This window comes from Mycobacterium sp. 1423905.2 (assembly GCF_001673155.1).
Classification (GTDB): Bacteria; Actinomycetota; Actinomycetes; order Mycobacteriales; family Mycobacteriaceae; genus Mycobacterium.
The window spans coordinates 1-24,462 of the sequence record NZ_LZLE01000360.1 but is presented as its reverse complement, the minus strand read 5'-3'; the positions used below and the strand labels follow the sequence as shown (position 1 = coordinate 24,462).

Genomic DNA, 24,462 nt, shown 5'->3' with positions numbered 1-24,462 from the left:
CCGCAGCTCAACAATGCGGATTGGCAACAGGATTCGTGGCCCGTCCGCATGAACATGGGCCGGGCCAGACCGATGACCTCCAGCCCTCGGGGAACTGGGACGTAGCGGGCTCCTCCATAACCGAACTTGCGGCGTCGTTGTTCTCGTGAAGTGCCGTCATCGGTCTGGCCCGGCCCATGTTCATGCGGACGGGCCACGAATCCTGTTGCCAATCCGCATTGTTGAGCTGCGGCCAGGTCGCGATTGTGGGCGGCCACGAGCATGATCTCACCCGGCGCCAAGTCGAGCAGGCGCCCGGGCGCCAGGTAAGCCTGCGGGTCGGGTTTATAAGCCCGGTTGATATCCGATCCGAGCACGACATCCCAGGGCAGACCGGCGAATTTCGCCATTTCCACCAATAGTCCCGTGTTGCCGTTCGACAGTGGACCGACTATGACATGACGCTTGATGACCGATATCCCTTCCACGCTATCGGGCCAGGGTGGTAACCAGCGCCAAGAGCGAGCCAGGGCCCACAATTCCTGATCCGGCAATCTTTCGGTGCGCACCCCCGCGGCGCTGAGGGATGCCTCGAGGTTTTCGCGGTGCAACATATCCAGTCCCACGAACTTTCTGCGACCCGAACGCACCTCCTCCATCGCCGGCTGGTAGCGGCTACGCCAGTCAGCGGCGAAGGCCAGCGGATCAACCGTCAGGCCATGCCGTTGCGCGAAGTGACGGACCGCCTGGGCGATGCCGGAGCGCCAGTCGACGACGGTCCCGAACGTGTCGAACAGCACTGCGCGTACCGCCAGACCCGTCGAGGGTGAACGATATTCGGCCATGTTCGAAGACTAATCATCACAAGCAACCACCCAGGGAACGGCCGTAACCTCAGGAGGTATTGCTCGACGGACGGGAAGGCGCGGCAATTGTCTCGAGGAGACCGTCGGTACGTCATCATCGGTGCGGGCGCCATCGGTGGAACGGTGGGAGCAGTGTTGGCCCGAGCAGGCACACCGGTCACTCTGGTTGCGCGGGGTCGCCATGCGCAGGTGCTCGCCGACGCCGGCATGACGCTGCGGACACCCGATGGCACCTTTTCTATCCCCGTCACCACGGCTTCCGCGCCGGAAGACGCCCGGTTGACCGAAGGCGACGTGCTGGTGTTCACGACGAAGACACAGCAACTCGACGTCGCACTGCAGCAGTGGGTCGATCAACCCGTCTACGGCATGAGTGGTCTGGTAGGGACCGCCGGCGAACGGTTGCCAGTGCTCACCGCGCTCAATGGTGTTGCGGCAGAGAACAAAGCGCTGCGCTACTTTCGACGTGTCTTCGGCGTCTGTGTCTGGTTGCCCGCCGTTCACCTGGAACCGGGTGAGGTCATTGTGCGGTCGTGGCCAGTGGTGGGGCAATTCCATATCGCTCGCTGGCCAGCGTCAACGAGCGCAGGAAGCGACGCGAACTTTTTGAGTAGCCTGGCCAAGGACTGGGACACCGCGGGCATCCGGGTGCGCTTGCCCGATGACGTGGCCCCGTGGAAATACAACAAGCTGCTCAGCAATCTCGGCAACGCCGTAAGCGCGCTGGCGACCCAAGACGCCGATGTCAGCGCAGTAGTAGCCGCCCTCCGCGCTGAAGGCGAGTCCGTATTGCGGTGTGCTGGAATCGAGTTCGTGCCCTTCGAGACCTCTGCCGCAGCACGGGCGGACGGGCCGTCCGTCCGGCCGGTGCCCGGCCGGAACGTCGGAACCGGCAACTCCACCTGGCAGTCGCTGATCCGCAATACCGGAAACGTCGAAACCGACTTCCTCAACGGGGAGATCGTTCGGCTCGCTCACCGACACGGCAGCCAAGCGCCGGTCAATGCGGCACTGGCACGCGCGGCACGTTCCGCGGCTCGCAACGGCGCTGTGTTGAACAGCTATTCGACCCGGCAACTTCGAGACCTGCTGGGATTGAAGACCGATTAGGTAGCGGACCGCCCGCGCTGCAGCCCGTCATCGAGTGCACTGACTTTGGCATTGCCCAGGTGCAACGCCGCCAACTCCGCGAGGGCGGCGGCGCCGATCCGCTGTTCGGCGTCTTTTCGGACCAGCACGGTCGCTTCGTCGGTCCGGCCGAGCAGTCCTTTGGGCTCTCGCAATTCGCGGATACGGTAGCGGTGGTGCAGCCATTGCAGTTTGCCACAGCGGAACAACCACCCACCTCTTTTCGGCGACCGCGTCCACGAATCGGCCGAAGTACTGCGTTTCGGTGCCAGTCTGAAATCGGTACCCCGCTTCACTCAACCCGTATTGCTCGACGATGGCCGCAGAGAAGCGGCTGATACCCGCGCCTGGATTGATTCCCTGAATCAGGCGATCCATGTGGTGCAGTGCCGGATCGCGCAGCGGGTCTGCGATTTCAGCGACCGCCTCCGCCGGCACATACTCCGGCACTCCCCACAGACAGTACGGCTCGTAGAGGACGGCGACTTCTCGCACCTGTTTGCGCACGGGCGCCAGGTAGGCGCCGTGGCTGCTGGGAAGCCAGGCCGCCACCAGGACATCCACCTCGCCGCGGCCAATACGCCGAAACATCTCCTCGTGCGGTGCGGCGGAGCGCTCGACGGGATGGCCATGGGCGGCGAGGATCTTCTCCACTTCACGCGCCGCCGCGTCATGAAAGCTCAAGTCGATATGACCGACTCGCACCAGCTGGGTCATGGTGGGCTTCCTTCCAACGGCGGTCAAGTTACGGCGGCGTACACTATGAATTAGTTAGGCGAACAAAACGCGATCGCCAAAACCGGTACCAAAATTCCCACCTTTCGGACAGAATTTCAGGGGAGGACGTCATGCCGAGGACCGCAGGAGATAGCTGGGACATCGTGACCAGTGTGGGGTTCACGGCGCTGGCCGTGTGTGCCTCGCGCGCTCTCGATGCCGCGCTGGACCCGCCGTTGGCCGACGACGACTACGCGGCCGGCTTCGTCGAGGCAGCCGGTGAGCCAAGCCTGGTAGCCGCAGTGGCGAACAGAGACATGACCAGCGCGGCGGCCTTCAATGCCCAGTGGGTCGGCGTACGAACGCGGTTCTTCGACGACTTCTTCAACCGGGCCAGCGATTCCGGAATTCGGCAGGCCGTGATCTTGGCGGCCGGATTGGACAGTCGCGCATACCGATTGGCGTGGCCCGCGGATCACACACTCTTCGAGATTGACCAGCCGCGAGTGCTTGAGTTCAAACAACAAGTTTTGGACAAGCGCGGCGCCCAGCCGGTGACCCGGCGAGTCACCATCGCCACCGACCTACGGGAGGACTGGGCCGCCGCACTCGTCGGGGCAGGATTCGACCCCGAACAACCGACGGCATGGGCGCTCGAGGGGTTGTTGCCCTACCTTCCGGGCCCCGCTCAAGACGCGCTGTTCGAAAAGCTGCACGAGTTGTCGGCGGCCGGCAGCCAGATAGCCGCCGAACTCGGACCGCTGCCCGGGGAGATCGAGGAATTCGCCGACAGCATGCCGACCGTCGGTCAAGACGGTACTCAGCCGCCGGTCGCCGACTTGTGGTACGACGACCCGCGCGTCGACACCAAAGAGTGGCTGACGCAACGGAAGTGGACAGTGATCGTCGCGGACTTGGTGGACAAAGCCGCGCAGGAATACGGTCGGCCCTTCCAGGGGCTGCCACCGGTGTTCGAGCGGCTGTTGCGGACGAAATTCTTCACCGCTAGCCGCACGGGCTGATCGTCGCTCAGTGCGCCGGCGAGCGACGCAAGGTGCGAGAGCAGGCCACCAAGGCGGTCAAGGTAGCCGCCAGCCAGGCCGCCAAGACCAGGAACGGCATGACCCGCTGTTCATGCGGGAAGTAGGCGGCCGCGTGGATCGCCGAGACGGTTGCCCCGCTCGGCAGCGCATGATTGAGGATCGCAAATGGCTGCGGCAGCAATGACGGTGACACCGCGCCACCCGACGAGGTATTACCCAGCAGGATGAAAACACCCCAAGTGGGGATGATCGCCCACCGATGTATCAACACCAGCATGGTCGAGTTGAAGGCCGCCGCCACCGCGATCTGCAGGGATGTCAGCAGCCACAGCTCCGGAAAAGGCGCATGGAGAGCGTTCAAGACGGGGCCTGCCACCCCGGCGAGTGAGGCTCCCCCGACGACCGCCAACACGCCCAGACAGGCCAGCCAGCCGCGCAGCGTCAAGGTGCTGACGTTGGCGCGCAACTGAAACATCGTCACGAAGCCCAATATCGTTGCCGCGATGACCAGGTAGAACGTGGCTAGGCCGCCGGGATCGGAGGGCGGCAGCGGATGCAGATCGACAATTGGCAGCAGATACCGGCCGGGTGCCGGCTCGTCGAGTTGGGTCAGAACGTGCGCGGCCGAGGGGCCGCTGGCGCTGGAGATGAGCAGTTGCGGCGGCACCTCGGTGGCGTCGATGACGGCGGTGATCGTCTGATGGTCGATCGCCGCAACCGCCGACTGACGCGATGGGTAGCTGCGTACGTCGAAGTCGTGCTGGCGCTGTTGCATACCGGCGATGATCGGCCGGGTGACCGACGCCGGGCCTACCACGCCGATCGGAAGTTCTCGCGGCGACGGTCGTCCCAGCGCGACGGTGTAAGCCGCGGCGAAGCTGGAGGTCATCGCCAGCGCAATAGCAATCACCGCGGCGGCTTTGCGGGTCTCGAGCGGAATGCGGCGTAGAGACCAGCGCTGGGCCGGGGGACAGACCAACGGTTGACCGTCCGACTCCTGGGCATGGCAAGGCGCGGCTTGCTGGGGCGGCATGACGCTCGGCTACCCAACTGCACTTCGCGGAAACATCGCCGCCGCCCGCCCACGTGTCGCGGACGCTGATGACCGCCTTTGCCATAGAGTGCTTTCGCAAAGCCTCGCCGAGCCGATCAACAACGAAAGTGTCTGTCACACCATGGATCTGGAACGCATCACACACCCATTGAGATTGGCTCGAGGATCACACCAGCCAGGATCGGCAAAGGGCTGCGCGATGAACGTGATCTCCTACATCAATGGTGATGAACAGATCACCGACTTCCCGGCCACTTCGGCGCGGCCGCTGGCTTCGTTCGTGCAGTTGTGCAATGACTTGCTGGCCGAACCCGACGGCTATCTGTCGCCTCAGAACAGTGTGACCGTATTGGATTTGGGGTGGCTGACGGTGGGGACCGCGGACGTCGCCGAAAGCGTCACCCACCATTGGGTCACCAAGCTGTTGACCAGCCCGCCCTGGGGCGTCCTGCGGTACGCGGACAGCGCTGCGGCGCAGGCGATTTCGGACATCGCCGAATTGCATCGACGCTTTACGCCCGGACAGACACCGTCCATCGCGGCATGGGACAGCGCTGCTCGCAGCGCGCGCCGCATCAGCACGACTCTTCAGGGCGCCGAACTGTACGCGCTGCGGGCCGCATCGCAATCGACAGCGTTGGTCGAAAGTGACGACTGGGACACCCTCGACGCGGTGACCGGCAATGCGCTGCGGGCACACAGGCTGGCGAACGGGGATGCGGGGACCGCCCGCATACTGGACGTCACCCGCAACGCCATCCGTTCCTGGCGCCGTCTGGCCGGGTTGAGCGTTGTCAGCGGCACGCCACCTGCAACGATGAAGCGCACCCAAGGCGTATCTGCCGCTTAGTCATGGCTGACGGTGGTTGTCTCGCCGTAGCCGCACCGCCCTGCTCACCGCACTTACCGTCGCCAATACCGCCATGACACCCAGGATCGCCACCGCGACCTCGTACTTGATCGTAGTGAGCAGCAGCGGCAGACCGAACCCGATGTAGGTCACCGAATAAAAGGCGCCGGTCACGGCGCCCCGGACCCGCTTCGGTGCCGCGGCTTCCAGGTCGATCAAACCCTCACGCAGACATAGACCCGACGCGCAACCGAGTACCACCAGCAGTACGACGCCTATCGCGACCGTCATGGTCGGGGGCGCAGCGGCGGTGGCGGCATAACCCACCGCGGCCAACAAGGCGCCAGCGGTGCCGGTCTGCGGACCCCAGCGGCGCCTGCGAGCTAGGACCTGGATCAATCCGCTGGCCCCGTTGGCGATGAGCGCGGCTGTTCCGGCAGCGACGGGAGCCGCGAGCTCCGTGTGCAACCGGGTCGGGATGGTGACGAACGCCAGCGTGGCCGAGGCGAACACCCACGGCGCCAGCGGCATGGCCCAACTCAACGCTCGGGCCGTGCTGGGCTCGGCCGCCGACTCCTGGGGCGGCTGCATCGTCACCGGCTCGGCCGCGGTGGCGCGTTGCGCTGCCAAGACGGCTACCACGACCCCGGCCACGACCAGAGCGGCGGCGAGCAGAAACGATGCCTCCACACCCCGCTGACCGGCCATGCCGATGATGCCCGCAGCGAACGGCCCAATCGCGAACCCGCCGATGAGAACGGCTCCCGCGGTCGCGGCACCGCCCGGCCCTTTCAGGTCGGACGCCCAGGCGGTCCCCGAGCTGATAGCCAAGCCGACGCCGACACCGACGATGAGGCGACCGGCCAGCAGTACCGCCGAATGCTGGGAAACCAGCATGGCGACCGTCCCCGCCACCGCGCTCGCCGCGCCCACATACGCCACCGATTGGCGTCCGAGGGCGTCCGAGAGGCGTCCCCCGATCAGCAAGCCAGGAAGTAAACCGATCGCGTAAACGCCGAAGACCGCATTGAGGGTTGCAGCGCTCAAGTGCTGGTGTTCACTGATCACCGGCATCAACGCCGCAAAGTGGTTGGCGGCCCATCCGATTGCGAGCAAGACCGCCAGCACGCCACCGAACACCGCGTTGTCCGCAGCCGGTCGGGGGTTGACGGCAGGGGGGCTGCCGGTTGGCAGGGATCGGTCGGTTGCCACACGTGCCCTGGTCACTGGCTTCCTCCGCAACTGTCTCCGTCTGGCCGACCGACGACGTGAAACGACGACCGGTGTGCGTCAGTTATTCCCCGACAGTCGCAGCGTGCGGGTGACTCAGGCGTTGGCACGACTCGGTCGCGTCGGTTGGATGCTTCGCCCAGCGGGCGCGAGGGCATGGTCGACGCGGGTGCTGTCGTTTGCTTTCTCGCACCGGGAACGACGACTTTGGAATCGACTGAGAATCTTCGATGCGTCGGCAGTCCTGCTGTCCGCCAAGCCACGTCAAGTCTGCCCTAAAGCCATCCGTTCCAACAGGTCGGCGGCGCGGTCAACGCTGACGGTCGCCGCGGTCATCTGGGCCGCTACTGCACGGGCCCGCGAGGCGTATGGCGGGGTGAGGATGGCGCTCAAGTCCGCGACGAGCGACTCTTCGGTAACCGTCGTGAAAGGTCGCCCAGCCCCGACGCCCAACTGAGTCACTGCGGCCGCCCACATCGGCTGATCGAGCCAGAGCCACTGCACCAACATCGGTGTCCCGGCGCGCAGCGCTGCGGCCGTGGTGCCCGCGCCGCCATGGTGAACGACCACGCGACAAGCCGGAAAGACCGCCGCGTGGTTGACCGCAGGCACCACTTTGACGTGGTCGGATTGCGCAGAGTCGCTCAATTGGCTTGCGCCGCTGCAGATCAGCGCCCGCTGGTTCAGTCGCCCACAGGCCGCGCTGATCATCTTCACGATGTCGGCCGCTGAGTCCAGCGGTGTGCTGCCGAATCCGAAGTAGATCGGCGGCGCACCCGCAGCGATCCATGACAAGACCTCCTCGTCGGAGTCGGTCGCGAGTTGCAGCGTCAAGGCGCCGACGAACGGCCGCCGGTCATCCGGCTGGACCCATTCGGCAGCCCGCCCGGGCAGGCAGATCTCGTCGTAAGCCTGGATCTCCAGCGAGCCGCGTTCGGCCATTCGTTGCGCCACAGTCTGCGACGTGGCCGGCAATCCCAGAGCCACACGTTGGGCGTCTTCGGAGTGCTTGCTGATGGCGGTTGCCGGACCTCCGGACATCAAGAGGCGCTCGGGGAAATAGTGCAGCGCGGCAAACGGGATGCCGTAATACTCCGCGACATTGGCGGCCAGCCCCTGTTCGTTGAAACCGGCGACGAGCAGGTCGGCTCCGTCGGTCAAGGCGGTCAGCGTCAGGCGTTTGTCGGCGTCGACGTCGCTCACGTGCTGCATGGCTTGGCTCAACGCGGTAAACCAGTTCTGGGGTTTGGTCGCGATGTCACGGAACAGTTCGATGGCGGGGTTTTGCACTTGCGTGTCGGGTCCATACGCCACGGCGTCAAGCCCCGCCGACCCGACGAGGCCGACCAAGTCGGGTGAGACCGTCAGCTGCACGCGGTGTCCTCGGCGCAGCATTTCCCGAGCAACCGCAGCGCAGGGCTCCACGTCACCGCGACTCCCGAAGCTGGCGATCACAACTTTCATCGGGGACAACCTAGCTTGCTACCCCTGAGGGTTCGCGGGTCAGTCGGAGACGACGGATAGCGGCGCCCTGCTCCACCGTCCAAGTGCCGCCAGCCACGCCTTGCGGTCGGCTGACTGGCCGGCCCAGGCGAGGTACCCATCGGGCCGAACCAGGACCGCCGGGCCGCTGTCGGCCCGTTCGGCTTGCAGCAGATCGATATCGACTGAGGGATTCCCTTGCTCACGCACGAGGACGAAGCCGGGCGCGCGTTGTAGTTGGGTGAGTCGGCCGTGCGTCAGAGGAATCTGGGTCGCACGGGTGCCGACCAATGGACTTTCGCCTCGGCGGTGCGGATAGCGCAACGTGGTGCCGGCGAAACTTCCCGCGACCGCGTCACGCACCCGTGGCAGGGCAAGAAGCCTGGGCGCCAACAGATTCCGTATCACTCGCGCGACCCTCGGCCGCAGTGTGACGTTGCGGGCGACCAGACCGGACTGGACCAAGACGCGCTTGCCGATCGGATGGCGTTCGTCGTGGTACGTGTCGAGGACGCGATCACGCGCGCCGTCGAGCACCGCGGCGAGTTTCCAGGCGAGGTTGACCGCGTCTTGGATTCCGGTGTTCATGCCTTGCCCGCCCATCGGCGAGTGGACGTGCGCGGCGTCGCCTGCCAGGAATACACGACCGTGCCGATAGTGGCCGACTTGCCTTTCCTCGCAATGAAATCGGGACTTGGCTCCGACATCGCGCACCTCGAGGTCGTCGCCCAGCGCCTGGGCCAAGACGGCGCCGATCTCATCGTCTTGGACCGGCTCGCTGTCGGGGAGTTGGCGGTGCCGGTCCCACACCATGGTGCGATACCACGATCCGTCGGAGTCGTGCCGGTCATACGGGGCCAAAAATCCGAAGACGTCACGGGTGCTGCCCAACGTCAAGCCGCCGTCGGTGGGCCCGTGCGCCAGCTTGACGTCCGCGAGCACGATGGAGGACAAGACGGTCTGGCCCGGAAAGTTCGCGCCCACCAGCCGGCGAATAGTGCTGTGTGCACCGTCAGCGCCGACGAGGTACTGCGCTCGCCACTGCTGGGTTCCGCTGTGGTGCGCTCGGGTGGTCACGGTGACGCCGTCGTTGTCTTGGTCGAGGCCCACCACCTCGATGCCGCGTCGGATGTCGGCGCCCTGTGCGACGGCGTAGCTCTCCAGTGCGCGATCGACGTTGGCTTGCGGCGCCACCATCACATAGGGATACGGCGTGTCCAGATGACTGAGGTCGAGGCGGGCACCGGCGAAGAGGCTGACTGCCGAGGCTTTATGGGAGCGCGCCAACAGGTCCTCGGTGACGCCACGGGCGTCGAGAAGCTCGAGCGTGCGGGCCATGGTGGCGAAGGCGCGGCTGGACGGATTGATCGAAGGCCAGCGCTCCAACACGGTGACCGTCCGCCCCATGCGGGCGAGGTCACCGGCCGCGGTCAAGCCCGTCGGCCCGGCGCCAACGACCAGGACGTCCCCTTGTGACAGGGTCACCGTGCTACCACCTCGGGGTCCGGGTACCAGCGGCGGATGTCGTCGGGTGTCGCCGCGGCGGCGCGGTTGAACACGAACCGACAACCCGGCTGGAAGGTGTGCGCGGTCTTGACGATCGCCTCGAAAAGCAGGGTGTTGCTGGCCACCAGTCGCACGCCGGCGCCGATCAGAACGGCGTCATAGCGGCCCGCCCGGAGCCAGCTGCGCGCCTTGGCCGCCCCCGCCGAACCGAAGTCGATCAGGCAATTGTCGACTTGGTAGCCCGCAGCGCGCAGTGCAGCGACGTTGTCGTCGTTGGCGGCCCGTAGCGTCTCTTTGGACAATCCGGGAAACTGCGCGAAATCCGCTGCAGCGTAATCGATCACGTCTGGGTCCAGTCCTATTTGAATCGCTTTGACGGTCACCGCCCGAACCCCTTCGTCAATCGAGTTCAACAACTGTTGAACTCCACCATAGGCGGGGTGGCATGGCGGTGTCAACAGTTGTTGAATACACTGCGTTGCATGCCGGTAAAAGCTCGGGAGGGACGTGACGGGCAGGCGACGCGAGCGACGATCCTGGCCACCGCACGAACCCAGTTCGGCAACAACGGTTTCGAGCGCACGACCATCCGCTCGGTGGCGTCGGCGGCCGGTGTCGATCCCGCGCTCGTCATGCACTACTTCGGTAGCAAGGCCGAACTCTTCGCCGCCGCATCCCGCCTGGACATCACGTTTCCCGATCTGTCCGATGTCGCGCCCGACCGCATTGCCGATGTGGTGTTGCCATTGTTCGTCAGCGTCTGGGGACCCGAAGGCCCATTCCTGCCGCTGTTGCGCGCGGCCGCAACCAACCAGGCGGCCGCCGACGCCTTGCTCGGGGTGTTCGTCGACCGAGTGGCGCCGGCATTGGCCGCGGTGGCGCCCGATCGCGCTGAACAACGGGCCGCGCTGGTGGGCGCACAAGTGCTGGGGCTCGCCGTGGCGCGCTACGTGCTGGCCATTCCGGCGCTGGCCGAGATGGATGACGCCGACCTCGTCGCTTGGTTGCGACCCGTCTTAGCCCACTACCTGTCCGGCGCCGCGCCCTGACGGCAGCGCGGTCCCGGCTCGGTCGGCGATGTGCTCGTGCACGCACTCGATGAAGGCTTGGGTCGCGGCGGACCGCAATTCGGCGCGCGGCGCGACGAGGTGAACCTCGCGGCGCAGCACCGCGCCGTGTACGGGAAGCAGCACCAGCGCCGAACCCACCTCGGCACGGCTGCGGGCCACCGATTCTGGGAGTAACGCCACGCCGAGGTCCTGGCAGACGAAATGGACCACCTCGTCGACGCGGGTCACTTCGAAGGCCACGCGCCGGCGCACCTCGGCGAAGCCGCGATCTGTCTCGTGGCGCAATCCGTAGCCCGGCGGGAAGTCGATGAACGGGAACTCGGCCAAAGCGCCCAGCGACACCGAAGGGCCGGTGGCCAGCGGGTGCCGGCTCGGCAGGACCGCGACGAGCGCCTCGGAGAACAGGTGGTCGAACGAGAGTCGATCGGCCGAGCGCGCGACATTCGAACCCACCACGGCGACGTCGAGCTTGCGCTCGCGGGTCGCTTGCACGAGCAGGTCACTGCCGCCACTGCGCAGCGTCACGGTCACGTCGGGGTAGCGCGTGTGAAACGTCGCCATCAAAGCGGCGACGTCAAGGCTCTCCGACGGAATCTCCATCATCCCGACGGTGAGCCGTCCGGTCACCGTGCCCCGCAGGGCTTGTGCGCTGACGGTGATCTGGTCCAAGCCCCCTACCACCTGGCGTAACAGTGGAACCAGGGCCTCGCCCGCCGGAGTCAGGGAAACCGACCGAGTGGTCCGGTTGAAGATCTGCACCCCCAACTCTTCCTCGAGCTTGCGCACCTGCTGGCTGAGCGCGGATTGCACGACGAACAGGTTGGCGGCGGCCCGAGTGAAGCTGCGGCTTTCCGCCACGGCAAGGACGTATCGAAGTTGCTGCACGTTCATGATTGATCACTTTCGATGATTGATCGGATCATATCTATGCGCTGGACGCCTAAGTGCGGTGCATCGACAATTGGCTGATGTCTTCGGGCGACGTGGAACAACGGCCGAGCCTGGCCGTGGCGGTTGCCGCGCGGCCGCAAGCCGGCCTGCGGACCAACGACTGCTCGTCGGCCGAGGTGCGCGAGCGGATCACCGCCGAGTTCGAAGGCATACCCTTCCTGGGCAGCCTCCGCTGCGATACTCAGAAGGTTGTCGCGGGGGCGGTCGAGGAACTCAAGTTCACCTACACGGTCGGCCAATCCGGCATCGCGGACAGCGGTTGGCTCAAATTGTGCTTCCGCTATTACTCCGACTGGAACCTTCAGACCACCGACCCGGCCGGGCGCGACTTTGCCACCGCGTCGGTGATCGGTCGGTCGCTGATTGGTGGTGCCTCACCTGACGGTGCTGCCACCGTGCGGCAGCTGACCACCCGTTACGACGTCAAGGGCGGGGAGCGACCTTTTCAGAAGTCACTTCTGGTGCACGTGGTGGACGGATATCTGCGCCCGGGTGACGTCATCGAGATCCGACTCGGTGACCGCCGCTTCGGGGGACCGGGCACCCGCCTGCAGACGTTCGTCGAGGACGACTTCGAGTTGCACCTCTATGTCGATCCGCTGGGCACTTCGCGGATGGCTCACGCTGCCGTCGCCAAGATCGGAATCACTCCCGGACCACCCGAGCGGCTGATCGTGCATGGTCCTCGCGTCGTGCGCGCTGGCACCGAAACGGTGCAGTTGCGGGCGCACCTGCAGGACCCCTGGGGCAATGCGTGCCGTGACGTGCCCGCGACTGTGCACGCAGCCATTGACGATGAGCACGTCGCCAGCGCCCAGACACCGGCCAGGGGATGGGCGCACGCTGCCCTCAGGGTGCCGGGCCGGCCGGGCGCTTATCGGATCAGTGCGCAAGCCGGAACCGTGACCTTCGGGCCAACCACCGCCGAAATCGACGTTGTGGCAGACCTTCCCGCACCTCGCGCCTATTTCTGTGATCTGCACGTGCACTCAAACGACACAGTCGGGACGCAGGACACCGACTGGAACCTGCGTTATGGTCGCGACATCGGCGGGCTGGACATTCTCGGCTACACCGCCAACGACTTCCAGATCACCGACAGCGCCTGGTCAGACGTCGTCGCAGCCTGCCGCGCGACATCCCGGGACGGCCACTTCGTGTGTTTCCCAGGGGTCGAATGGTGCGGGACCGCTGGCGTGGGCGGTGATCACAACGTCGTCTTCCTCGGCGAGGACACCACCATTGCGCGGTCCTTGGAATGGCGGCAAGGCATGACCGCCGCCGCCCCCACCCCGCAGACGTGGCCAATCACCGAACTGTATGCCGCCTACGAAAAAGAGCCCGACTCCTACCTGCTGATCCCGCATGTCGGCGGTCGGCGAGCCGTGTTGGATTGGCATCACCCCGAATTGGAGCGCCTCATCGAGGTGCATTCCAGCTGGGGCAGCAGCCCCTGGTTCCTCGAGGACGCCCTGGCCCGTGGTCTCAAGCTGGGCGCCAGCGCCGCCAGCGATGAGCATCGCGGCAGACCGGGTGGTGGCGCGCCGGGTGCCAACATCTTTGGCGGACACGGTGGACTCACCGGCGTCCTCGCCGACGAACTCAGCGCACAACACGTCGGCCGGGCGTTGCGCGCGCGGCGCACCTGGGCGACCACAGGCAGCCGGTCGGTCGCCTTGCTGCGCAGCGGCGATGACTGGATGGGAGACGAAATCCTCACTGCCGCAGGGCGGCTCGATCTCGACTATGCCGTTTACGGCAGCACCGGCTGGGACGAGTTGGCGATCTACGACACCCACGGACCGCTATGGCGCCGCGACATCCATGCCGAAACAGGGCTGTCCCCCTCTCTGGTGCGGATCCGATGGGGCGGTGCGCGACACCGAGACCGCTACCGCTGGGCCACTTGGTCGGGAGAATTGAAAATTACTGGGACCAGCATCGATTCGGTTGTGCCGTGGGCGACGAACCATCCCGAGCAGGTCATCGATGCCGCAGACCAAGTGATCACCTGGCACACCGCAACCTACGGCTCGGACGTCGGAGTGATCGTGCGTCTCGGTGACCTGGCGCGCGCGCAGTTGCACATCAACGCCACAGTGGCCGAGGACGACACACCTGTGCACTTGACGGTCAGCGGTGCGCAGTTGATCGCGCAGTCGTACTCCGAGCAGAGCGCGGGCGGGCTCAATCTTCGTCTCCGCGCGGAGCGTATCGCCGAGCCAAATGCATTGTCGAGCATCGTCACCGGGACGTTGCCGATCGACCTGCCGCCGGAGCACAGTGCGATTTATCTACGCGCCGCCCAGGCGGACGGACACCAAGTGTGGACCAGCCCGCTGTTCATCTCTCGTGCACCGACGGAGCCCCGATGACGGGGCACCCCGCGTTGACGCGGCGCCGGCACGTCGATTTCGGTCGCATCACCTGCGCGGCGTGTCCGGTCCGCTTCCGGTGAGTTGACCCGGCTGCCGACCGTCCCACCTACCGCTAACTTCCCCCGGGAGAACCCGTGTCCCGTCTCCAAACAATCTATCTCACAGTGCTTTCCGCGCTGACCATTACCGTAGCGCTCGCCGGATGCGCCGGCGGTGGGCCTACGCCGAAATCATCCGGTGTCACCTTGCGACTGGGCTACCTGACCCGTATCACCCACGCGTCCGCGCTCATCGGTATCGAGAACGGCACCTTTGCCCGAAATCTCGGCTCGAAGGTCAATTTCCAACCGCAACCTTTCAACCAAGGCACTGCGGAGACCACAGCGTTGCTGTCTGGGCAACTCGATGCCGCTTTCGTCGGCCCCAACCCGGCGTTCAACGCCTGGCAAAAATCCAACGGCACCGCGATCAAGATCATCTCCGGATCCGCTACCGGCGGCACATCGATGGTCGTGAAGCCAGGTATCACCTCGGCGGCCGACCTGCGCGGCAAAACCGTTGCCGATCCCGCACTCGGTGGCGCCCAGGACGTCAGCCTGCGCGACTGGCTGCTGAAGAATGGGCTGAAAACCAATCCGCAAGGCGGAGGCGACGTGTCGATCAAGCCGACCACGCCCGAGTCGGCGATCGTGCAGCAGTTCGTCAGCAACCAGATCGCCGGCGCCATCGAGTCCGCTCCCTACGATGTGCAACTGGTCAACGCCGGCGGTGTCCGGCTGTGGTCTGACCCGAACACCATCACCATCCTCGTTGTCCGGCAGGACTTTCTGTCCGCTCACCCTGACGTGGTCGCGGGCCTGGTACGCGGTCAGATCGAAGCTAACGACACGATTCACAACAATCCCGACGCCGCCGCGCGCGCCGCCAACGCCACGTTGACCAAGGCACTGGGTAGCGGATTGTCACCCGAGGTGCTGACCGCATCGTTCCAGGAGACGACCTTCACCAACGATCCCGGCGTGCAGTCGCTCAACGACCAAGTCCGCAAAGCCGTCGCCGTTGGACTGTTGCAGCCACTCAACTTGGACGGGATCTTCGATCTGGGTCCGCTCAACCGAGAACTCGCAGCGGTAGGCAAGCCGGCGGTGGCGGCGTGACGACGATTACCGGGCGTGCGGTAGCCGTGCCGAATCCCACCGCCAACCCACCAGACCCGCCCCCAGCGATCAGCCTGGAACAGGTGACCAAGTACTACGGAGCCGGCCGGAGATCCGTCGCCGCCGTCGGGCCGATCTCGACCACCGTGAAGGCCGGCGAATTCGTCTGCCTTGTCGGTGTTTCCGGTTGCGGCAAGAGCACGCTGTTGTCATTGATCGCCAATCTGGACCGGCCGACCTCAGGCGTGGTGCACACCGGTGGGCACCGAGTCGCCTTGATGTTCCAGGAAGCCGCCTTGTTCCCCTGGCTGACCGCGGCGGCAAATGTCGAATTGGCATTGCGCGCGCGAGCGATCCCGCGCCAGCAACGACGCGCGACTGTGCGTGAACTGTTGGAAACCGTTGGTCTGACCGACTTCGCCGACAGACGGCCCCACCAGTTATCCGGTGGTATGCAGCAGCGAGTGGCGCTGGCGCGCGCCCTGGCCCAAGACGCTGACGTGCTGCTCATGGATGAGCCCTTTGCTGCTCTGGATGCCATGACTCGCGACCGTCTGCAAAGCGAGCTGGAACGAATCGTACTGGGGCGCAAGCTGACCGTAGTCTTCGTCACCCACAATGTCCGCGAGGCGGTACGCCTAGCCGACCGCGTTGTACTGCTCAGCGCTCGGCCCGCGACCATCGTCGAAGAATTCGAGGTGGCGCTGCCGCGTCCGCGGGACATCAACACCGCCGAGGTTGCCGAATTGGCCGCGAAGATCACCGGGCAACTGAATGGGAGCGCACATGCTGACGGCGCCTGACCCCACCGAGGCCGCCTCTAACTCAACGCCTGCCAGCCCCGGCGCGGGACACCGCGGCCTCGTGCATCGTCTGGTGGCCGCTGTGTGGCCCAAGCTGCTGGCAGTCGCCGTGCTCGTCGTCTTCTGGCAGCTGATCGTCCTGAGCGGATGGAAACCCGCGTTCGTTTTGCCGGGGCCCGTCGCCGTCGCAGAGAACCTCTGGCAGCAACTCCACGGCGTCCTGCTGTGGGAAGCCATCGCGACCACCATGGGCCGGGCTGTCACCGGGTTCGCGCTGGCCGCGCTGATCGGTTCACTCCTCGGAGCGCTGATTGCACGGAACACCCTTTTTCGCAGAGCGATCGGTCCCCTGATCACCGGCCTGCAGACGATGCCTGCGATCGCCTGGTTTCCGTTCGCCATTATCTTCTTCGGCCTGAACACCACGGCGATCCTGTTCGTCATCGTGATCGGCGCCGTCCCCTCGATCGCAATCGGCGTCATCTCCGGCGTCGACCACATCTCCCCGGTGCTGCTGCGTGCGGCGACCACGTTGCAGCTGAGATCCGTGGCGCTGTACCGCCTGGTGATCCTGCCGGCGGCGCTGCCGATGTTCGTGGCCGGGCTGAAGCAGGGCTGGGCTTTCGCGTGGCGCAGTTTGATGGCCGGTGAGCTCGTCGTGCTGGTCGCCAACACATCGTCCATCGGAGTGCTGTTGGAGAATGCGCAGAACCTCAGCGATATGCCGTCAGCGATCGCTGTCATGATCGTCATCCTGGCGATCGGCATCGCCGTCGACGCGTTGTTCAGCGCGCTGGACCGACGAGTCCGCCGGCGATGGGGGCTGCTGGACGACCATGACGCCTGATCGTCAACCGGCACCGTTTCGGCTCTGGGCATTCGGTGACGCGCATGTCGGAACCGACAAGTGTCACGGTCGAGAAAGCTTGGCCGAGGCCATCACCCAGTCCGAAAGCGGCGGACCGGAGGGCGAGCCACCATTCGAGTGGGACCTCGCCATCGATGTCGGTGACATGTCCGGGAAGCACCACAACCTGCCGGACGACACCGAGGGGCTCGAAGTCGCCCGGCAATTCCGTGCACTGCGCCGGCACCGCCGCGAGGACGTCTACAGCGTGTGCGGCAATCACGATCGCAGTGGCCTCGACGAACCGGAGGCATGGTGGTGGCGCAAGTGGGTCGACCCATTGGGCGAGAACACCGAGAACTCGGGCGTGGATCCGAACGCGCGGCGCTACCCGATCACCGGAAGCTGGGAGCGCTACTCATTTCAGGTGGGCAACTTGCTGTTCCTGATGATGAGTGACCGCAACGAGCCGACCCAGAAGATCGGACGCGGCACCCTTGGCGGAAATCCCGGCGGCGTGGTCAGCGGAGAGACGTTTCAATGGTGGAAAGACATGGTGCTCGCGCACTCCGACCTCAACGTCATCTCCGTGCATCACTACGTTCTCAAAGACACCACCGTCGCCTCCGGGGAATGGGAGGGCGTACGCAAGGGAGCCGACGGGCAATGGCATGAGCACTACCACCGCCCGTTCGCGCAAGGGACGCCCCATGCAGCGTCGTATCTGTACTGGGTGGACAGCCAGCCCGACTCCGCGCAATTCGAATCGTTCCTCGCCGAGGAACCCGGCCGGGTGGCGATGTGGCTGGCCGGCCACACCCACACCCATCCCGATGACAATCACGGCGGCAAGACGCACATCGAACAACGTTGGGGCACCTGGTTTCTCAACGTTGCCTCGCTGAGCCGCCATCACATGCCGCTGACCACCCTGCCGCTGAGCAGGCTGCTGACCTTTACCCCGGGCAGCCGGGAAGTGCGGGTGCAGTGCTACTTGCACACCGACCAGCACGCACCGGCGGGCTGGTATGAGCCCGCGGAACGAACGATTGCGTTGCCCCGGCCGTTTCGGTGGTGTTGATCAGGGCTGTGGCAGGCGTTGCCCGATGATGGCGAGTGCTCGCTCAGCCCACCGAATGTTCTCCTGCTCGAACGATATTCCCCGCAGTAGCGTCAGATAGGGCCCCACTCGTTCGGCTTGGTGGAGGTAGTCCTCTTCGGTTCGGCCGTCGAGCATCCGAGCCCGGAAGCGTTCGTAGCGTTGCAGTTTGGCATTGGCCCAGTCCAGACGTTCGGCGACGAAGTCGCGGACGGCTACGGCATTGCCGGCATCTGCCGCGAGCACTTGAACCGCGAGTTCGTCGCGGATCACCGAGGGTCTGGGGGCCCGAGAGGTGAAATGCCTGATCGCCTCGTAACCCGCCTCGGTCAGCGAGTACATGCGCTTATTGGGGCGACGTTCCTGATGGACGATGCGCGCACTGATGAGGCCTTGCTCGGCTAGTCGATCAAGCTCGCGATACAACTGCTGCGGAGTGGCCATCCAGAAGTTGGCCACGGACGCATCGAACTCCTTGGCCAGGTCATAACCGGACGACTCCCCATCGAGGAGCGCGGCCAATACCGCATCACGCAGCGACATCGACCGATCGTACAACGATGCGATTAGTCAACAAAGTGATTAATCACCTCTAGACAACCGGCGCGGCAACCATCTACCGTCCAAGCCAGACCTATTCAACAAATTGACCACCAGAGGTGTCTTGATGACGTCACAGAATCCCTTCCGCGCCGCTGTCGAAGCGCGCGACGCGGCCGCCATCGAGGCTCTACTGGACGACAACGTGGTCTTCACCAGTCCCGTGGCGTTCAAGCCCTACGTCGGCAGGGCGATCACCGCGTCGATTCTGCGCGGGGTGATGCGGGTTTTCGAGGACTTCCGCTACATCCGGGAATATGGCGACGCGGCCAGCCGAGACCACGCGCTGGTGTTCGAGACCGGGATCGTCGGGGCGCCCGGAGTGCGGATCACCGGCTGCGATTTCCTGCACTTCGACGACCGCGGAAGGATCGACGCCCTCATGGTCATGGTGCGGCCACTATCCGGAGCCCAGGCGCTGTCACAGGCCATGGCCGCGCAGTTCGACCGCATTCAGCGCGAAGCGTTGGAAGGGGCATCGAACTAGTGCGGATCGGACTGGGCATCAATTACGCCGGCGGCTTCAAGGATGTGGCCGCCGAAGTGGCGGATCTGGAAAGCGCGGGCCTGGACATAGTCTTTGTCCCCGAGGCGTATTCGTTCGATGCGGTGAGTGCACTGGGGTACTTGGCCGCCAAAACCGAACGCGTGCAATTGGCCTCGGGGATTTTGCAGCTCTACACCCGAACACCCACCCTGACGGCGATGACAGCGGCCGGTCTGGACTATGTCTCCGACGGGCGCTTCACGCTCGGCTTGGGCGCATCCGGGCCGCAAGTCATCGAAGGGTTCCACGGCGTCCCGTACGACGCTCCCATCGCCCGCACCCGCGAGGTCATCGAGATCTGCCGACAGGTGTGGCGGCGTGAGACGGTGCGGTATCAGGGGCGTCACTACACCATTCCGCTGCCCGCTGAACGAGGCACTGGCCTGGGCAAGCCGCTCAAATTGATCAATCACCCTGTGCGCGAACGCATCCCGCTACTGGTAGCTGCGCTGGGGCCGAAAAACGTCGAACTGGCAGCCGAGATCGCCGAAGGTTGGCAACCGATCTTCTATCTGCCGGAGAAGGCGCACGAGGTCTGGGGCGAGGCGTTGCGCACCGGCCAAGCCCGGCGAGACTCGGTGCTTGGACCGCTGGACGTGTACGCCGGTCCGACCTTGGCGATCGGGAACAACGTCGAAGGGCTGCGCGAACTGGTGAAGCCGCACCTGGCGCTGTACATCGGCGGAATGGGCGCCAAGGGCAAGAACTTTTACCACGCGCTGGCCACGAAGTACGGCTATGGCCCGCAAGCCGACCGGATCCAGGAGCTGTACCTGGCCGGCGACAAGGAAGGGGCCGCCAAGGTGGTGCCCGACGAACTGGTGCGTGACGTCAACCTGATCGGCACGCCGGAGTTCGTCAAAGAACGCGTGGCGGCCTACCGCGAGTCGGGTGTGACCACGTTGAACGTGGTGCCCTTGGCGGGCACGCGTGCCGAGCGAGTCAAGTTGGTGGAAACACTTCGTCAGCTGGTCGACGACTGATCCGCGATTCCGTGCCCGCGGTCACGCGCGGGGGTCGGCGGGATCCTTGTCGCCGGTGATGGCGGCGTTCAAGGTTTTACTCGGCCGCATCACCGCCGTGGTCTTCTCACTGTCCGGCGCGTAGTACCCATCGATGTCGACCGCTTCACCCTGTGCCTCGTTGAGTTCGGAAACGATGGTCTCCTCGTTCTTACTCAACTCCTCGGCCAGCTTGGCGAAGTGATCCTTGAGCTCTTCGTCCTGATCTTGCGCGGCGAGTTCTTCCGCCCAGTACATCGCGAGGTAGAACTGGCTACCGCGGTTGTCGAGCTCACCGGTCTTGCGCGACGGGCTCTTGTCATTCTCCAGCAATTTGCCGATGGCCGAGTCCAGGGTGGTACCCAGAATCTTGGCCCGCGGATTGTCCATCTTTCGGCCCATGTCTTCCAGGCAGGCGCCCAACGCGAGGAACTCGCCGAGGGAGTCCCAGCGCAAATGGTTCTCCTCGACGAGCTGGTGGACGTGCTTGGGCGCCGAGCCGCCGGCGCCGGTCTCATACATGCCGCCGCCGGCCATCAGCGGAACGATGGACAGCATCTTGGCGCTGGTTCCCAATTCCAGGATCGGGAAGAGGTCGGTGAGGTAGTCGCGCAGGATATTGCCGGTCGCGGCGATGGTGTCCAGGCCCCGGATCAGTCGTTCCAACGTGTATCTCATGGAACGAACCTGGGACATGATCTGGATGTCGAGGCCCTCGGTGTCGTGGTCCTGCAGGTACGTCTTGACCTTGGTGATCAGCTCGTTCTCGTGCGGACGGTACGGGTCCAGCCAGAACAACACCGGCATCCCGGACTCCCGGGCGCGGGTGACGGCGAGTTTGACCCAGTCGCGGATCGGTGCGTCACGCACGATCGGCATGCGCCAGATGTCGCCTTCTTCCACGTTCTGGGTCAGCAGCACTTCACCGCTGTCCAGATCCACGATGTCAGCGACGCCGTCCTCGGGGATCTCGAAGGTCTTGTCGTGGGAGCCGTATTCCTCGGCCTGCTGGGCCATGAGGCCGACGTTGGGAACGGTGCCCATGGTCGCCGGATCGAACTGCCCGTTGGTCTTACAGAAGTTGATGATCTCCTGGTAGATGCGGGAGAAGGTGGACTCGGGGTTGACGGCCTTGGTGTCCTTCTGTCGACCGTCGGCGCCGTACATCTTGCCGCCGGCGCGGATCATCGCCGGCATGGAGGCGTCCACGATCACGTCGCTGGGCGAGTGGAAATTGGTGATGCCCTTGGCCGAGTCGACCATGGCCAGTTCGGGGCGGTGTTCGTGGCAGGCGTGCAGGTCGCGGATGATCTCGTCGTGCAGCGAGGCGGGCAGCGACTCGATCTTGTTGTAGAGATCGACTAGACCGTTGTTGACGTTGACGCCCAGTTCGTCAAACAACTTGCCGTGCTTGGCGAACGCGTCCTTGTAGAAGACCTTGACCGCGTGCCCGAAGACGATGGGGTGGGAAACTTTCATCATCGTCGCCTTGACGTGCAGGGAGAACATGACGCCGGTCTTGCGGGCGTCCTCCATCTGCTCTTCGTAGAAGTCCACCAGGGCCTTCTTGCTCATGAACATGCTGTCGATGATGTCGCCTTCGAGCAGCTCCACCTTGGGCTTGAGTTCGAGGGTCTCCCCGCTCTTGGTGGTCAGCACCATCTTGACGTTGCGCGCGCGATCCAGCGTCATCGACTTCTCGCCGTGGTAGAAGTCGCCGCGCTTCATGGTCGCGACGTGGGTGCGGGATGCCATGGACCACTCGCCCATGCTGTGCGGGTGCTTACGGGCATACTCCTTGACCGCCTTGGGGGCGCGGCGGTCGGAATTGCCTTGTCGGAGCACGGGATTGACCGCGCTGCCCAAACACTTGCCGTAACGCTCCCGGATTTCTTGTTCCTCGTCGGACTTCGGATTCTGCGGGAAATCCGGGAGTTTGTAGCCCTTGCCTTGCAGTTCTTTGACGGCGGACACCAGCTGGGGCACCGAGGCGCTGATGTTCGGCAGCTTGATGATGTTGGTTTCGGGTTGCTCGGTGAGCTCGCCCAGTTCGGCCAGCGTGTCGGGAACCTGCTGCTCGTCGGTCAGGTAGTCGGGAAACTGCGCCAGGATCCGAGCCGCTAGCGAGATGTCGCTGGGCACGATCTTGATGCCGGCCGGCTCGGTGAACGCGCGCACGATGGGCAAAAAGGCGTAGGTCGCCAGCATCGGCGCCTCGTCGGTCAGCGTGTAGTGGATGGTCGGCTGCTCGGCGCTCATGGTTCTTCTCCCGGCGTCACTGTCGGTCAGACTTCAGGGGCTTTGCGTAAAACGGCGGATCTCAGTTCGTCATCCACTATGTCAGCAGTTGCCCGACTGCGGCCACGTGTGTCCACCAGTCCAGAGCGGGCTCATGGACACCGCGGTCGCCGAGAGGTCACCGCCGTCCGGGCAAGCTGCCAAATCCCCAGCTCAGCTGATCGGCATAGCCGGGACAGCCGGCTTCAGCGGATCTGCAGACCGGTCACCGCGCGGGAGATCACCAAGCGCTGAATCTCACTGGTCCCCTCGAAGATGGTGAAGATCTTGGCGTCGCGGTGCATCCGCTCGACGGGATAGTCCCGGGTGTAGCCGTTGCCGCCCAAAATCTGGATGGCCTCATCGGTGACATAGACCGCGGTCTCACTAGCGACCAATTTGGCCATCGAACCCTCGGCGGAATTGAAGTTCTGGTTGTTGCGCGCCATCCAGCCGGCCCGCCACACCAGCAATCGCGCCGCGTCGATACGGCTCTTCATGTCCGCCAGCTTGAACGCCACTGCCTGAAATTCACCGATCTTGCGACCGAATTGTTCGCGCTGGCAGGCATAGTCGAGTGCGTACTCGTAGGCCGCCCGGGCCACCCCGACCGCCATTGCGCCCACGGTGGGCCGGGTCCGTTCGAAGGTCTTCATCGCTGCTTGGCTGCGGGCCGAGGCGCCCGACTTCACCCGGGCGATGCGCTCCTCGAACTTGGCCCGGCCACCGAGGATCGCGTCCTCGGGCAAGCGGACGTTATCGAGGACTACCTCGGCGGTGTGCGAGGCACGGATGCCGTGCTTCTTGAATTTCTGGCCCTGGGCCAAGCCTTTCGTTTCAGGCGGTACGACGAACGTCGCCTGACCGCGGGTGCCCAGTTCCGGATAAACCGATGCCACAACGATGTGCACGTTCGCGATGCCGCCATTGGTGGCCCACGTCTTGGTGCCGTTGAGCACCCATTCACCGGCGGCCTCGTCGTAGCGCGCCCGAGTGCGGATGGCGCCGACGTCCGAACCGGCGTCGGGCTCCGACGAGCAGAACGCGCCGAGCTTGGGCTCACCGGGCGTACCGAACATCTCCGGTAGCCATTGGCCTAACTGTTCGGGAGTTCCATTGCCCGCCAGAGCGGCTGCGGCCAATCCGGTACCCATGATGGACAGCGCTATACCCGCGTCTCCCCAGAACATCTCCTCGAATGCGGTGAGCATGCCCAGGCCCGTCGGCTCGGCCGCTTGTTGGGCGAAGAAGTCGGGGGAGTACAGACCGACCTTCGCGGCCTCCTGGATGACGGGCCAGGGAGTTTCCTCTCGTTCGTCCCATTCGGCCGCGGCGGGGCGGATGACGTCGGCCGCGAACTGGTGCACCCAGTCGCGCACCTCCACCACGTCGTCGCTCAGTTGCAGTGAGAAAGTCATTGCTTCACTCCTGGATCAGATTGTGGGTCAGGGGTTTTGGGGTTGGCGTACTGGTCGAGGACACTCAGCGTCTGCATCACCCACGCCTCGAAGTAACGGTCGTCGTCGATGTTGCCCGGGGAACGCCCGGTCAGCGCTTGCAGCGTCGCGGCATAGGACAGCGATCCGATCGCCACCGCGGCGGCCGCCTCCGGGTCGGGGATGCTGGTCCGCCCCGAGCGGTTCAGCCTGGCCAGCTCGTCGGCGAAGCGTTGATAGGCGTTGTCGGTGATGACTTGCCACGTCTTCTCGTCCAGGTCGCCCAGTTGGTCAGGTTCGCGCAGCATGACTTTGAGCAAGTCCTCGCTTTGCTTGAAGTTGTTCCAGATCAAGTGGCCGGCCGTGCGCACCGGATGAACAGCATCGTCGACGCACGCGAGCAGTACGACGCCGAACAGCCAGCCAGCGTCGAAGACGCGG

General features: G+C 64.9%; 23 protein-coding genes and 1 pseudogene. 11 read left to right on the top strand and 13 right to left on the bottom strand.

The window, feature by feature from the left end:
• Positions 1–824, bottom strand: an 824-nt coding sequence (locus A9W95_RS24985; protein ID WP_253851756.1) for a haloacid dehalogenase type II, incomplete at its 3' end; no start/stop codon positions are given.
• An 87-nt stretch (positions 825–911) separates the two neighbouring features.
• On the opposite strand from A9W95_RS24985, the gene A9W95_RS24980 reads away from it, so the two are divergent.
• Positions 912–1,955 carry a ketopantoate reductase family protein gene (locus tag A9W95_RS24980; protein WP_067418922.1) on the top strand — a complete coding sequence of 348 codons (1,044 nt, stop codon included), beginning with the start codon at positions 912–914 and terminating at the stop codon, positions 1,953–1,955.
• On the opposite strand, the gene A9W95_RS28165 is transcribed toward A9W95_RS24980, so the two are convergent.
• Positions 1,952–2,182, bottom strand: a complete 231-nt coding sequence (locus A9W95_RS28165) for a glycine betaine ABC transporter substrate-binding protein (RefSeq protein WP_253851755.1) — start codon at positions 2,180–2,182, stop codon at positions 1,952–1,954. The genes A9W95_RS24980 and A9W95_RS28165 overlap by 4 nt on opposite strands.
• Before the next feature lie 40 nt (positions 2,183–2,222).
• Positions 2,223–2,690: pseudogene (locus A9W95_RS28160) on the bottom strand (glycine betaine ABC transporter substrate-binding protein); the annotation flags it as partial.
• A gap of 131 nt (positions 2,691–2,821) precedes the next feature.
• Here A9W95_RS28160 and A9W95_RS24970 point away from each other — a divergent pair.
• On the top strand, positions 2,822–3,712 hold the full coding sequence (locus A9W95_RS24970; RefSeq protein ID WP_067418921.1) for an SAM-dependent methyltransferase: 891 nt from the start codon (positions 2,822–2,824) through the stop codon (positions 3,710–3,712).
• A gap of 7 nt (positions 3,713–3,719) precedes the next feature.
• On the opposite strand, the gene A9W95_RS24965 is transcribed toward A9W95_RS24970, so the two are convergent.
• Positions 3,720–4,766 carry a DUF3533 domain-containing protein gene (locus A9W95_RS24965; RefSeq protein ID WP_253851754.1) on the bottom strand — a complete coding sequence of 349 codons (1,047 nt, stop codon included), beginning with the start codon at positions 4,764–4,766 and terminating at the stop codon, positions 3,720–3,722.
• A gap of 220 nt (positions 4,767–4,986) precedes the next feature.
• On the opposite strand from A9W95_RS24965, the gene A9W95_RS24960 reads away from it, so the two are divergent.
• Positions 4,987–5,637: a hypothetical protein gene (locus A9W95_RS24960; RefSeq protein ID WP_067418919.1), complete on the top strand. Its 651-nt coding sequence runs from the start codon at positions 4,987–4,989 to the stop codon at positions 5,635–5,637.
• On the opposite strand, the gene A9W95_RS24955 is transcribed toward A9W95_RS24960, so the two are convergent.
• The 4 genes from A9W95_RS24955 to A9W95_RS24940 form a co-directional block, all read right to left on the bottom strand.
• Positions 5,638–6,831, bottom strand: a complete 1,194-nt coding sequence (locus tag A9W95_RS24955; protein ID WP_067418930.1) for an MFS transporter — start codon at positions 6,829–6,831, stop codon at positions 5,638–5,640.
• A gap of 300 nt (positions 6,832–7,131) precedes the next feature.
• Positions 7,132–8,331: a glycosyltransferase gene (locus tag A9W95_RS24950; RefSeq protein ID WP_067418917.1), complete on the bottom strand. Its 1,200-nt coding sequence runs from the start codon at positions 8,329–8,331 to the stop codon at positions 7,132–7,134.
• Positions 8,332–8,370: 39 nt separating this feature from the next.
• Positions 8,371–9,834 (bottom strand): FAD-dependent oxidoreductase, encoded by a 1,464-nt coding sequence (locus tag A9W95_RS24945; RefSeq protein WP_082983317.1) that lies wholly within the window; start codon positions 9,832–9,834, stop codon positions 8,371–8,373.
• Entirely contained in the window at positions 9,831–10,238 is a 408-nt protein-coding gene (locus tag A9W95_RS24940; RefSeq protein WP_067418916.1) for a hypothetical protein, read from the bottom strand. The genes A9W95_RS24945 and A9W95_RS24940 overlap by 4 nt, the downstream gene beginning before the upstream one ends.
• Before the next feature lie 99 nt (positions 10,239–10,337).
• On the opposite strand from A9W95_RS24940, the gene A9W95_RS24935 reads away from it, so the two are divergent.
• Positions 10,338–10,904, top strand: a complete 567-nt coding sequence (locus A9W95_RS24935; RefSeq protein ID WP_067418914.1) for a TetR/AcrR family transcriptional regulator — start codon at positions 10,338–10,340, stop codon at positions 10,902–10,904.
• Here A9W95_RS24935 and A9W95_RS24930 read toward each other — a convergent pair.
• Positions 10,872–11,816: a LysR family transcriptional regulator gene (locus tag A9W95_RS24930; RefSeq protein WP_067418912.1), complete on the bottom strand. Its 945-nt coding sequence runs from the start codon at positions 11,814–11,816 to the stop codon at positions 10,872–10,874. The two genes, A9W95_RS24935 and A9W95_RS24930, sit on opposite strands and share 33 nt — an antisense overlap.
• A gap of 77 nt (positions 11,817–11,893) precedes the next feature.
• On the opposite strand from A9W95_RS24930, the gene A9W95_RS24925 reads away from it, so the two are divergent.
• The 5 genes from A9W95_RS24925 to A9W95_RS24905 all read left to right on the top strand — a co-directional run bounded on the left by A9W95_RS24925 (position 11,894) and on the right by A9W95_RS24905 (position 18,142).
• Positions 11,894–14,251: a hypothetical protein gene (locus A9W95_RS24925; protein WP_067418927.1), complete on the top strand. Its 2,358-nt coding sequence runs from the start codon at positions 11,894–11,896 to the stop codon at positions 14,249–14,251.
• 167 nt (positions 14,252–14,418) lie between these two features.
• The gene (locus tag A9W95_RS24920; RefSeq protein ID WP_253851753.1) at positions 14,419–15,411 is read left to right on the top strand and encodes an ABC transporter substrate-binding protein; all 993 of its coding nucleotides are present in this window, start codon (positions 14,419–14,421) and stop codon (positions 15,409–15,411) included.
• Positions 15,412–15,479: 68 nt separating this feature from the next.
• Positions 15,480–16,214 carry an ABC transporter ATP-binding protein gene (locus A9W95_RS24915; protein WP_067418924.1) on the top strand — a complete coding sequence of 245 codons (735 nt, stop codon included), beginning with the start codon at positions 15,480–15,482 and terminating at the stop codon, positions 16,212–16,214.
• Positions 16,198–17,061, top strand: a complete 864-nt coding sequence (locus A9W95_RS24910) for an ABC transporter permease (protein ID WP_156746395.1) — start codon at positions 16,198–16,200, stop codon at positions 17,059–17,061. Before A9W95_RS24915 ends, A9W95_RS24910 begins: the two co-directional genes overlap by 17 nt.
• Positions 17,051–18,142 carry a hypothetical protein gene (locus A9W95_RS24905; RefSeq protein ID WP_067418909.1) on the top strand — a complete coding sequence of 364 codons (1,092 nt, stop codon included), beginning with the start codon at positions 17,051–17,053 and terminating at the stop codon, positions 18,140–18,142. The genes A9W95_RS24910 and A9W95_RS24905 overlap by 11 nt, the downstream gene beginning before the upstream one ends.
• On the opposite strand, the gene A9W95_RS24900 is transcribed toward A9W95_RS24905, so the two are convergent.
• Positions 18,143–18,703, bottom strand: a complete 561-nt coding sequence (locus A9W95_RS24900; RefSeq protein WP_067418908.1) for a PadR family transcriptional regulator — start codon at positions 18,701–18,703, stop codon at positions 18,143–18,145.
• Between the two features lie 124 nt (positions 18,704–18,827).
• On the opposite strand from A9W95_RS24900, the gene A9W95_RS24895 reads away from it, so the two are divergent.
• Positions 18,828–19,247, top strand: a complete 420-nt coding sequence (locus A9W95_RS24895; RefSeq protein ID WP_067418906.1) for a nuclear transport factor 2 family protein — start codon at positions 18,828–18,830, stop codon at positions 19,245–19,247.
• The gene (locus A9W95_RS24890) at positions 19,247–20,290 is read left to right on the top strand and encodes an LLM class F420-dependent oxidoreductase (protein WP_067418904.1); all 1,044 of its coding nucleotides are present in this window, start codon (positions 19,247–19,249) and stop codon (positions 20,288–20,290) included. The genes A9W95_RS24895 and A9W95_RS24890 overlap by 1 nt, the downstream gene beginning before the upstream one ends.
• 21 nt (positions 20,291–20,311) lie before the next feature.
• Here the strand turns inward: A9W95_RS24890 and A9W95_RS24885 are convergent, their stop codons facing one another.
• From A9W95_RS24885 to A9W95_RS24875, 3 genes are all read right to left on the bottom strand, one after another.
• Positions 20,312–22,567 (bottom strand): NADP-dependent isocitrate dehydrogenase, encoded by a 2,256-nt coding sequence (locus A9W95_RS24885; protein WP_067418903.1) that lies wholly within the window; start codon positions 22,565–22,567, stop codon positions 20,312–20,314.
• Between the two features lie 224 nt (positions 22,568–22,791).
• Positions 22,792–24,003: an acyl-CoA dehydrogenase family protein gene (locus A9W95_RS24880; protein ID WP_067418901.1), complete on the bottom strand. Its 1,212-nt coding sequence runs from the start codon at positions 24,001–24,003 to the stop codon at positions 22,792–22,794.
• Positions 24,000–24,462, bottom strand: a 463-nt coding sequence (locus tag A9W95_RS24875; RefSeq protein ID WP_172826719.1) for a TetR/AcrR family transcriptional regulator C-terminal domain-containing protein, incomplete at its 5' end; no start/stop codon positions are given. The genes A9W95_RS24875 and A9W95_RS24880, both read right to left, overlap by 4 nt.

Excerpts from the sequence above, each read along its gene's own strand:
- A9W95_RS24970 (WP_067418921.1), top strand. The coding sequence starts at position 2,822 with ATGCCGAGGACCGCAGGAGATAGCTGGGACATCGTGACCAGTGTGGGG.
- A9W95_RS24965 (WP_253851754.1), bottom strand. The coding sequence starts at position 4,766 with ATGCCGCCCCAGCAAGCCGCGCCTTGCCATGCCCAGGAGTCGGACGGT.
- A9W95_RS24960 (WP_067418919.1), top strand. The coding sequence starts at position 4,987 with ATGAACGTGATCTCCTACATCAATGGTGATGAACAGATCACCGACTTC.
- A9W95_RS24950 (WP_067418917.1), bottom strand. The coding sequence starts at position 8,331 with ATGAAAGTTGTGATCGCCAGCTTCGGGAGTCGCGGTGACGTGGAGCCC.
- A9W95_RS24935 (WP_067418914.1), top strand. The coding sequence starts at position 10,338 with ATGCCGGTAAAAGCTCGGGAGGGACGTGACGGGCAGGCGACGCGAGCG.
- A9W95_RS24930 (WP_067418912.1), bottom strand. The coding sequence starts at position 11,816 with ATGAACGTGCAGCAACTTCGATACGTCCTTGCCGTGGCGGAAAGCCGC.
- A9W95_RS24925 (WP_067418927.1), top strand. The coding sequence starts at position 11,894 with ATGTCTTCGGGCGACGTGGAACAACGGCCGAGCCTGGCCGTGGCGGTT.
- A9W95_RS24910 (WP_156746395.1), top strand. The coding sequence starts at position 16,198 with ATGCTGACGGCGCCTGACCCCACCGAGGCCGCCTCTAACTCAACGCCT.
- A9W95_RS24905 (WP_067418909.1), top strand. The coding sequence starts at position 17,051 with ATGACGCCTGATCGTCAACCGGCACCGTTTCGGCTCTGGGCATTCGGT.
- A9W95_RS24900 (WP_067418908.1), bottom strand. The coding sequence starts at position 18,703 with ATGTCGCTGCGTGATGCGGTATTGGCCGCGCTCCTCGATGGGGAGTCG.
- A9W95_RS24895 (WP_067418906.1), top strand. The coding sequence starts at position 18,828 with ATGACGTCACAGAATCCCTTCCGCGCCGCTGTCGAAGCGCGCGACGCG.
- A9W95_RS24885 (WP_067418903.1), bottom strand. The coding sequence starts at position 22,567 with ATGAGCGCCGAGCAGCCGACCATCCACTACACGCTGACCGACGAGGCG.
- A9W95_RS24880 (WP_067418901.1), bottom strand. The coding sequence starts at position 24,003 with ATGACTTTCTCACTGCAACTGAGCGACGACGTGGTGGAGGTGCGCGAC.